Annotated in this window: 12 protein-coding genes and 1 pseudogene; all 13 read right to left on the bottom strand. The window is 59.0% G+C overall.

Annotated features, from left to right (window positions below; all coding sequences use genetic code 11):
• Positions 1–103: 103 nt before the first annotated feature.
• Positions 104–604: a CinA family protein gene (locus ACIQVE_RS17085; RefSeq protein ID WP_402810373.1), complete on the bottom strand. Its 501-nt coding sequence runs from the start codon at positions 602–604 to the stop codon at positions 104–106.
• A 68-nt stretch (positions 605–672) separates the two neighbouring features.
• Positions 673–1,191: a lysis system i-spanin subunit Rz gene (locus ACIQVE_RS17080; RefSeq protein ID WP_402810371.1), complete on the bottom strand. Its 519-nt coding sequence runs from the start codon at positions 1,189–1,191 to the stop codon at positions 673–675.
• On the bottom strand, positions 1,170–1,736 hold the full coding sequence (locus ACIQVE_RS17075; RefSeq protein WP_402810370.1) for a glycoside hydrolase family 19 protein: 567 nt from the start codon (positions 1,734–1,736) through the stop codon (positions 1,170–1,172). Before ACIQVE_RS17075 ends, ACIQVE_RS17080 begins: the two co-directional genes overlap by 22 nt.
• 33 nt (positions 1,737–1,769) lie before the next feature.
• The gene (locus ACIQVE_RS17070; protein ID WP_402810369.1) at positions 1,770–2,024 is read right to left on the bottom strand and encodes a hypothetical protein; all 255 of its coding nucleotides are present in this window, start codon (positions 2,022–2,024) and stop codon (positions 1,770–1,772) included.
• Entirely contained in the window at positions 2,021–3,184 is a 1,164-nt protein-coding gene (locus ACIQVE_RS17065) for a hypothetical protein (protein ID WP_402810368.1), read from the bottom strand. Before ACIQVE_RS17065 ends, ACIQVE_RS17070 begins: the two co-directional genes overlap by 4 nt.
• Before the next feature lie 9 nt (positions 3,185–3,193).
• Positions 3,194–3,625, bottom strand: coding sequence for a phage tail assembly chaperone (locus tag ACIQVE_RS17060; RefSeq protein WP_402810367.1), 432 nt, complete (start codon positions 3,623–3,625; stop codon positions 3,194–3,196).
• Positions 3,626–4,160: 535 nt separating this feature from the next.
• A pseudogene (locus ACIQVE_RS17055) lies at positions 4,161–4,368 on the bottom strand (hypothetical protein); the annotation flags it as partial.
• 52 nt (positions 4,369–4,420) lie between these two features.
• Positions 4,421–4,873, bottom strand: a complete 453-nt coding sequence (locus ACIQVE_RS17050) for a phage tail assembly chaperone (protein ID WP_402810365.1) — start codon at positions 4,871–4,873, stop codon at positions 4,421–4,423.
• The gene (locus ACIQVE_RS17045; protein WP_402810364.1) at positions 4,873–5,799 is read right to left on the bottom strand and encodes a hypothetical protein; all 927 of its coding nucleotides are present in this window, start codon (positions 5,797–5,799) and stop codon (positions 4,873–4,875) included. The genes ACIQVE_RS17050 and ACIQVE_RS17045 overlap by 1 nt, the downstream gene beginning before the upstream one ends.
• 128 nt (positions 5,800–5,927) lie before the next feature.
• Positions 5,928–6,443 carry a phage tail protein gene (locus ACIQVE_RS17040; RefSeq protein ID WP_402810363.1) on the bottom strand — a complete coding sequence of 172 codons (516 nt, stop codon included), beginning with the start codon at positions 6,441–6,443 and terminating at the stop codon, positions 5,928–5,930.
• Positions 6,440–7,597, bottom strand: a complete 1,158-nt coding sequence (locus ACIQVE_RS17035) for a phage tail protein (protein WP_402810361.1) — start codon at positions 7,595–7,597, stop codon at positions 6,440–6,442. Before ACIQVE_RS17035 ends, ACIQVE_RS17040 begins: the two co-directional genes overlap by 4 nt.
• A gap of 12 nt (positions 7,598–7,609) precedes the next feature.
• Positions 7,610–8,209, bottom strand: a complete 600-nt coding sequence (locus ACIQVE_RS17030; RefSeq protein ID WP_115146408.1) for a YmfQ family protein — start codon at positions 8,207–8,209, stop codon at positions 7,610–7,612.
• Positions 8,197–9,243 carry a baseplate J/gp47 family protein gene (locus tag ACIQVE_RS17025; RefSeq protein WP_402810359.1) on the bottom strand — a complete coding sequence of 349 codons (1,047 nt, stop codon included), beginning with the start codon at positions 9,241–9,243 and terminating at the stop codon, positions 8,197–8,199. Before ACIQVE_RS17025 ends, ACIQVE_RS17030 begins: the two co-directional genes overlap by 13 nt.
• Between the last annotated feature and the right edge of the window lie 91 nt (positions 9,244–9,334).

Raw genomic sequence — 9,334 nt, 5'->3', positions numbered from 1 at the left:
TTCTTCTTGTTGTCGTCCATTAAAGTCCTCACGTAATCAATAAGGCCTGACGGCCAACACCTGTATAAGTAGCCAGTATTATTCCACAGCGTTCGCGGATCGCCTACCCCTGATTTTCGTTTTCTCGTGCCGCTAGTCGCATGAGCCCTTCTAGCGCGGCCTTCACCGTTTGTCGGCGGACTTCGTCACGATTGCCCGCGAAGTGCTGCACTTCACTGGAAACCGCATCGCCAACGCCCCAGGCCAGCCACACGGTGCCCACCGGTTTGTTCGGCGTGCCACCGTCAGGCCCGGCCACGCCGCTGACCGCCACGGCGAACCGCGCCAGGCTATGCGTCTGCGCACCCCGCACCATCGCCTCGACCACCTCGCGACTGACTGCGCCCACTGTGCCAAATAGCTCGGCAGGCACATTCAGTTGCTGGGTTTTCTGCCGGTTGGAGTACGTCACGTAACCGGCTTCGAACCACGCCGAGCTGCCCGGAATCCGCGTGATGGCTTCGGCAATCCCGCCGCCGGTGCAAGACTCGGCGGTGGTGACGTGGGCATTGAGCACTTGCAGGCGTCGGCCAAGCTCGGCTGCCAGTTGAGTGATCTCTTTCACGGTGCTCTCCGGATCGTGTGGAATGCGTACCACCGTACACGAGCCGGTTGCGCTTTCAATACACAAGCTTATTCAAAATGTTCGGGCGCCAACGCTCTGACATAGGCCTGACAGGCCTGCAAGGCAATCAGTGCGCGATCGCCTTCGTCGATGATGGCGACAATTCGTTGAGCATGCGCCGGGTCAAGTCGGGCGCGTACGGTTGCATGATCCACGCTGCCGGTGCCGGAGGCGGCTGGCACTCCACAGCCTGCGGCAACGTCGCCAGCGTCGAGGAGGACTGACAGGCGCACATCAGCAGTGGCAAGACGATCGCGCAGGCGATCCTGATCACGTTGGGCATCGCTCAGCGCTCGATAGTGGGTATGTTCACTGGCCGCGAGCCGCTGCTCCAGTGCCAGACGTTTATCCTGCTCGGCTTGTTGCGCGGTGGCGGCCGTCAAGGTCAGTTGATTAAGCGTTTCTGTGTTTAACCGAGCCTGTTCGGCCAGTAGCCGACCATAGCGCCAGTCCTGAAACTGCCAGCCCAGCGCCGCGCCCCCCAGGGCCAGCAACGCTATGCCGATCACTCGCCAGGAGACAGGCATAACACCGCCCTCGCTCGCGCCCAGATTTCGAGGCGATCCTGCAGGCCGTTCAACCCGCCGTTGATGCGGCGGGTGATGGTGTTGAACTGATCGCGATCGGCCAGTTCGTTCAGGCCATTCTTTTCCCAGAACCACGCAGCAGACTCAGCGGCCCACTGCGGTTTTTCCAACAGTTCCGGCAAGGCCAGCAAACGTTCATCGCCGAACAGGCCGAGGCTGCATTGACGATAGTTGCTACGGCCGGTGATCTGGATCAACCCGCGACCGCGGTACTTTTGTCCGTCACCGTCTGCCTCCGGCGTATTGCCCAGACGTAACGCCAAGGTGCCGGTATCGTATTTGCTGAGGTATTGGTTGTTGCCCAACTCACGTACGTAGCGCAGTTGCCCCGACTCGTGGCCGATTTGCGCGAGGAATGCAGCGACACGCTTGGGCGTGTCGATGCGTCGGTTAGCCATGGCGCTGTTGAGCGCAGAAACAAAAACGCCCGCTTGGCTGCGGGCGTTGGGCATGATGGTTAAAAGGTTGTTTTCAGTTATTTGCATAATGCGTAGTCCTCCCTGGATGCGCCGATTGAATCATGGTTGGCGCCTGATGCCTGCCAGCCATTTCTTTGCCAGAGTTTTCAGAGTATTGTCCTGGACAGTTGGTTGTGGCGACGAATACACCCAGCCAAGGGTGCCGAAGTTTGCTGCCCAGTCGACTTGAGGCGCTGGAGTGATATTGGTGATGTCCGTCCACAGCAAATCCGGATGAAACATGTCGAGCATATTACCCTCGGTCGAGAACAGTTCGACCACGGTGTTGTTGACGATACGTGCGTAGACTTTCATACCGCGTACTCGAAGATAATTACGACACCCGGTGCTCCAGCTGCGCCAAGCCTGCCAGGTTGGCTGGGGGCATTGGCGATGCCTCCCGCGCCAGAACCGAATCCAGTTCCGGGGGCTGCGACTGCACCCAACAAACTGCTGCCGAAACCGCCACTGCCCAAAGGAGAATTGGCGCCATGCCCGGCAAGGGTCGAGGAATTGATGGAAATACCCGGCGAACCGGCAGCCCCGGTGGCGTTGACAAGATTCCCTCCTTTGGCTGCGAGCCCGGGATATCCCCCGGTATACAGCCCCGTACCTGGGTCACTGGTAAACCCGATCCAGATTGAACCGCCACCGCCAGGCGCTGAAACCAGCGATCCAAGTGAGCTGGTTCCACCGCCTCCGGCGTTAGCTGCGATCGAACCACCGACGCCACCTACGCCCACTGTCACGATCTGGCTGGCCCCAACTGTTGTTGAAGAAAGCCAGGCTTCTGCATAACTCCCGGAGGCGCCACCACCAACGGTTGCATACTGCGCGGCGGTGGTAGCGCCAATCCCCGCGCTACCACCGCCACCGCCAACAACTTTAACCAGCGCATTTTTCATGCCTACTGTCGGCACGTAAGTCCCGGACGCAGTAAACGTCTTCACGCCCAACAACCGACCGCTTGTTGCACTGCCACCGCTCGCATACACCAATACCCAGCTGTCCAGCGCCATGCTGTAAACCACCGAGCACAAACTGCCGCCAACAATCTCCGCCGGCCGCAACGCACTCAGCCCCAAACTTAGCAACGGTTTGGGTAGCAACCCATTCGGCGCAAACGTACTCGCACCAGTATTCGCATTGCCGGCGGTAAAGCGCAGGGTCAGACCATCCTTCAAACCAGTGATAACTGGTACATAGTTGGCCATGTAAAGGTTGGCTGCGCCTACATCAGCCGCATGCTTGTCTTCACCCGCCTGGCTAAGTTTTTTCACCGCTTGCAGCAATTGCGTGAGGTCGCTCTCACTCGCCTCAAGCCCGGCGGATTTGACGACATTCAACAACTCGTCAGTAACGCTGTTGCCCCAAGTCGCCGGGATCAATGAGCCCGGCATTCCAGCGACAACGTCTTCATTAACGAATTTGCCATTCACCAGTCCTACGCTGGGAACGCTTTTTGGATAATCCATATCGACTCCTCAGCCGTTTGCGCGCTGCAACACTTCCAGCCAGTCAGGTTCAACCGGACGAGCGCGTGTATCCGGAAACTCGGGATCGTTTGGCCAATCACGAAGTGCCTGCCGGTAAGCGAGTAGTTCTTTGAATTCCTCCGTGCGCAGTGTTGTGCCCTCGCCGACTTCCATTTCTTCAACATCGCGAAGTACCAGCCATTGAGTCGACTCCAGCGCCTTGTTTCGCCAGGCGCGTTCTAAACCATCGCTGGTTTCAACGGCGAGCAAAACCCTTTCCGGGCGGCCATCGTTGTTAAGAGAAAGAACCGTTCCTTTAGGGGCATTCGCCACCAGAGCGCAGTACTCACCTTCGCTTAGCTGAAACGCATCGGCCGGGATATTCAGCCCATGTAAATCCGAGTGATAGAAGCCAGAAGTTGCTGGAGAAAAAAAATACATGGTCAATACCCTATTCCGATGGTGCGCGCGGAAATGGAGATACCCGGATAATCGGGACAACGTACATTGATGCCCACTCTCCGACTCACTGTTGAAGTATCGTTCCACGTCAAGAACGTTGCTGTTGAAGTACCTTCATGGGTGGCAACTGCAAGAAACAACTCATTGGGAAATGCCAGTGGCCATACGTTCAGATCACCATAACTGTTGTTGCCTGACTGACTGGCGGTGCCGCTAATCCACTGGATGATCAACCCTCCCATCCAGGAGGGAAAAACGATATATCCCGAAACTCCCAACCTCACCATAAACCCAAGTCTGAGTTTTTTCGGCGTCACAATAGTCGAGTCGCTTACGCCAGCATTGACCTCTGCCTGAGAAGCGACTTTTGCTGTGCCAACGATAGACTCTGTCGCCTGTTGGATTCTTTTCGCAATGGACTGGATTACGCGCAACGGTGTCATCAACTTGGTGCTACTGGCACCCGACTCCGCGTCCTCCTGGCTGGCCAGGCTTTCGCTGAATTTCTTCGAGATCAGCGTGTTTATTGCTGCTCTTAACTGAGTGTTATCAGCTTCGTCGGCGACAGCCCCTGAGCTTCTGATAACTTCAAGAATTTCCTGCGTGACGCTATTACCCCAAGTTGCCGGAATCAATGACCCCGGCGTTCCGGTGATTGGGTCTTCGTCTACAAATTTGTTATTGACCAGACCGACGCTGGGCACACTTTTCGGGTAATCCATCACGCTTCTCCATGTTTAAAAAAACTAAAAACAAGACTTCAGCCATAAACGCTTACATCCACACCGGTGCTGACGGGCGGGAAACTGCTGCCGGGAAATGATCCGAATCAGGCCAATCGCGCAACGCCTGCCGGTACTCGAGCAGCTCCAGATATTGCTGGGCCTTGAGCGTCGTACCGCACCCCAGTTCCTGTTCGTCGCGATGACGCGTCACCCACCATTCTGTGGATGACAGTCTGGACTGACGCCAGGTCCGCGCCGCTGATACAGGCTCTATTTCGTCGGCTGCTGATGCTGTAAGAACGACTGGATTATCGTCCACTGACTGCTCTGCATTGTCCGATCGAAACTCGCAAATTGGGGTGCCGATTTCGACTTGTGTACCTTCCGGAACCCGCACCATTGACTCAACGAAGGCCGGGGCAAATAGTTGATCAATCGCGTAGTCACCGGTATCGATCAATTCAACCGCGACACCGTTTTCCATTCGTGCATAACGGGCCATTATTCGTACTCCCAGATTTCACAGAAAGCGTTGCCGCCGGCGCCGCTTGGTATTGAAGAGGAGGCATTGGTTGAGCAGGAGCCACTGCCGCCGGAACCACGCCCGCCTGAAATGCCACTCCCGTTCACACCCACGCGCGTGCCACCACCGTCAAACGGACTAGAGCCGCCAGCCCCGGCGAGTACCCCCCAATTGGCGTTGTACATCCCGAACTCACCACCGATGCCACGCGCATTGGAAAGAGTGCCACCGGTAACGGCCTGCCCTCCCGCTCCTCCCTGAATGAAACCCACTGCAGTTGCAGTCACCGCCAACGTCAGGAATTGCCCTCCCGCACCGCCCGCAGCGCTCATGTAAGTGCCGAATGAAGCGCCTCCTCCTGCCTGGCCCGCCGCGTTACTTGCAGCACCACCGGCACCCAGCGAAACGGGTACACCCGCAAGCATTTGTGGGGTCACTTCATACAGACTCTCCACATACGCACCGGAACCTCCGCCGCCGCCGATCGTTTGATAACTCGCAGCGACAGGCGCACAACCGCCACCAGACCCACCTGCCCCCACCAACCTCACGCGAACGCGTTTGACTCTAGGGCTGGGCTTGTAAACCGTGATACCAACCGTCTCGATCTGCCTGATTGCCAACAGTCGCCCGCTTGCATCGGTGATGCCGTAGCCACTCAGCGTGGTCGGGGTGTTTTTCAATTTGGTGAAGTCGACCAAGGCACCAATCGCGGTGGCCAACTGATCGGTTTTAGCCTCGTCGGGCGTCAGCCCGGCAGCCTTGATGGCGTTGAGAATTTCTTGTGTAACGTTGTTGCCCCAAGCCGCGGGGATCAACGAGCCCGGCGTTCCGGCCACGGGGTTTTCATCGACAAAACCGCCGTTGACCAGGCCAACGCCGGGGATGCTTTTCGGGTAATCCATAGCTGGTCGTTCCTCTCAAATAACAAATGAACCAGGGCACGAGCGCTGCCACTGCAACCTCGCCCACGGTCTTTTCTGAAAACAAAAAGCCCACGGTGAAGTGGGCTTGAGTGAGGCGGGCTGGTGTCTCAAGTGACCTGTTGACTCACCAGTTCACGGATCGACGCGATCGCTTCATCGGCGACACTTCGCGCCAGATCGATGCTGCCTTTGGTCGCTTGCGCACGGATCTGCGATTTGGCCTTGAGGCGCAGGGTGCGCAGGGTCAGAAGGTGATCGGTGAGTTGCTCGGCTTTGCCGAGGATCTGCTCGGCAGCCTGTTTCGCCGTGCGCCCTTTGACTACCCACGCTGCCACCGACAGCGGTACTTCTTTTTTCGGGTAACCGGCGTCCTGATAAGCCTGGGCGTCGGCGGCGGCCTGCGAATATTCCATGGCTTTGAGTGGGTCAACGGCCAGTGCTGTGCGAGCGTTGTCGGCGGCAGCATCGACTTTGGTGCACAGACGCTCAGTTTCCTGCTCGTCCAAAACACTTTGTTTATCCGCGTTCAGCACCCACTTTTCGCCGTCCCAGTCGTGGGCAGTTGAAGGCTGGGGAACACGCAATTCGCCATCGAACTGGTGAAGCTCCTGAATAACGATCATCGAATAAGCTCCCACGAAAGCTGGACGTTCACGGCGTCAGAAAAGTTGATCGCGATACCGACGCTGTAGTCGGTGACCGGATGGCTCTTGATGCCCATGCTCAGCAACAGCTCATCGCTGTCGGCGATCAACTGACCAAGGTTGTGCTCTGCCTGATAACACTGCCAGAGCGAACGCAAATTGGCGTGGTCGAAGCTCGCAGCCAGACTGGAAACCGTGACGTCATTGACAGTGTTGTTGCTGAACAGCACGCACGGTGCAACCGTGGCCGGGTTCCAGCCGCCTGGGTTATTGGAGCTGCCGGCGATAATGGGCGACAGAAAGCAATAGTTGCCTCCGGCCCAACCAGTTGACGGAAAGGCAACCGTTGTCACTGCCGTCGACGATGGAGTCGGGTTACCAGCAACCAGACGGGCGGAGCGTGCATGAGGATCAAGGGGGAGGAATATTGCTCCAGTGCCATTGACGGTTTGTGTCCAGGTCAAGCGTGCCCGGTTGTAAATGGTCCGCACCGTCGGCACGGAACCCGGCGCACCGGTCACCACCCAGGCCAGGCACATGTCCAGCGCCGTGGACTGGAAACCGCCACCGGCAGCACCGTTGAGTGTCCCTTTCAGAGATTCGGGCACCGCATCATGGATTCCACCGCGCTGCATGTAGAACGTCAGCACACCACCAATGACCTGCGCGCGTAGAAAGTAATGGCTGCTGGGCAGAAGATCCGCGCTGCTCCAGGCCGACGTCACGAAAGTGCGTGAACGCCCCAATTGACCGCTCACCACTTCCTGACCAAGGCTGATAAACGTACCGGCAGCAATCGAAACCCTGCCACCGCTGGTGGATGCTGCAGCCGGACTGACCGGCAAACGACCATCGGAGGTGGCGACCGTCGGTAGCGGCAATGCCACCAAAGGCAACGCCAGATCCTGATTCCAGCCCTTGGATGTTACGGACTGAATCGCCTGCAACAACTGATCGTATTTCTTCTCGTCCGGATCCAGACCTGCGGCCTTGATCACGTTGACGATTTCCTCGGTCACCCCATTCCCCCACTCCGCCGGAATCAACGACCCCGGCGTCCCCATCAGCGGGTTCTCATCGACAAACTTCCCATTCACCAACCCGGCGCTGGGCACACTCTTTGGATAATCCATCTCGTCTACTCCCTAGTCATAGTTGATGTGCACCTTGGTATGCGCCGGCGCACTGCGGTGGATCAGGCATTCCAGCGCCGAGCCCGGGTTTACGCCGAAGCGTTCGCCCCAGTAACTCGCGCCAAAACGGCGACCCAGCAGCAGGCGGCCGCCGGTGTTGAGCGTCCACATGAATTGCGCTTCCCAGGTGCCGAAATGCGCCGAGCCGAAACGCGCGCGCCCCATGCGTGGGGCCTCGTGCTCGGTGATGGAGGCATTGGGGTAGCCCTGACTTTTGGCGATTTCGAGGTAGTAGCCGACGGCTTGGCTGCCGACTGCGAGCAAGCGCCGGCGTACGGCTAGGCGGCGGTCGTCGAACAGCGGTTCGGCGCCCAGGCAGGGGTCGGGCAGGTTCATCACACGCTCCCAGTCCGGCACCAGTTCGCTGACGCCGGCCGGGTCCATTTCGTTGAGCAGGTCGGCGGCGCGGGCGTCGAGGCGTGCCAGTTCGACGGCGACGCCTTGCAGCACTTCTTCAAGCTCCGGGACGCGTTCCGGGTCCCAGGCCGGACCGCTCGGCAGCAACGCGCGAAGTTGCGCCTGATATTGCGCAGCGGTTCTTATGCCCCCCATACGCAACCTCCGAAGGTGAGCAGTTCACTTTGGCCGGCGGGCACATCGACGGCCGGTGCGGTGAGCGTGTGATCGTATTCGCCGCCAGCACTGCTGATCGCTTCGCGAATGTGGCTGATAAGCAACGGTACGCCGAGATCCGCTTCGCGATTGTGCAGGTCGCGCAATTGCGCTTCGACAGCGGCACGTACGGCGGTGGTGTCCGGGTTGACGCTTTTGAAGCGATAGATCACAGGCACCTGAATCGGCTTCTGCACATGCACTTCGGCGGTGACCGGGCGCAGCGGTTCGATGTAGTCCTGAACTTCTGCCAGTTGCTCGTCGTTCGGCACCGGTTGCGGATCGTCGTCGCGCATGATGAACACCGTCACCGTGCCCGGACCGAGCAAACCGCCACGGCACCAGGCGCGGGTCACGCCCGGCACCTCCAGCGCCCAGGTCTCGTAGTCATTGGCCGAGCCGCCATGCGGGATGACGCGGTAGGAACGGATCACCCGCGAACGCAGCGATTCAAGACTTTCGCGCGCCACGCCACCGCTGAGTCCCGGTGCCAAAACCACGAAACTGCTGCCGACGATGCCAGCAATCGGCTGCACCGGGGTCAGTGCCAGACCGGCGTCGGCGTTGCCCAAATTGCCGGCATCGAGTGCGGCGATGGTGGTGCTGTTGCTGCCATTGGCGGTGGTGCGCGCCGTGGTGACTTTGTAGGTGCGACCGTCGCTCGATTGCAGCAGCGTATCGACGTCCAGCACCGCACCGGCGGTCGCGGTGAAACTGACGCTGCCGCTGGCCACTTGCGCGGGTTTGCGCGGCTGGTTCAAACGCAGGGCGGCGATGCGCTCCAGGGTCGACTCATCGGCTTTGTCCGGCAGGATCTGCTCGGCAATCCAGTCGAGATAACCATACAAACCATAAGCGGCGCCACCTAACGTGCGGGCCAGCACTTGCGCATCGGACTGGCGCAGCGAATCGCCGGCCAGGTCGCTTTGGGTGCGCTTGATCAGCACCGGCAGCGAAGGGGTTTCAAACGGCATAGATCACCTGCCAACTGTTATCGGGGATTAAGTCCAGAAGTTAGCCGTCGGCCACGGACAGGACAGTGCGCACAATCAGCAGCTGGGCGAC

Origin of the sequence: Pseudomonas sp. NPDC098747, from assembly GCF_044760045.1 — a bacterium.
Lineage (GTDB): Bacteria > Pseudomonadota > Gammaproteobacteria > Pseudomonadales > Pseudomonadaceae > Aquipseudomonas.
This window is presented reverse-complemented; position numbering and strand designations above follow the sequence as displayed.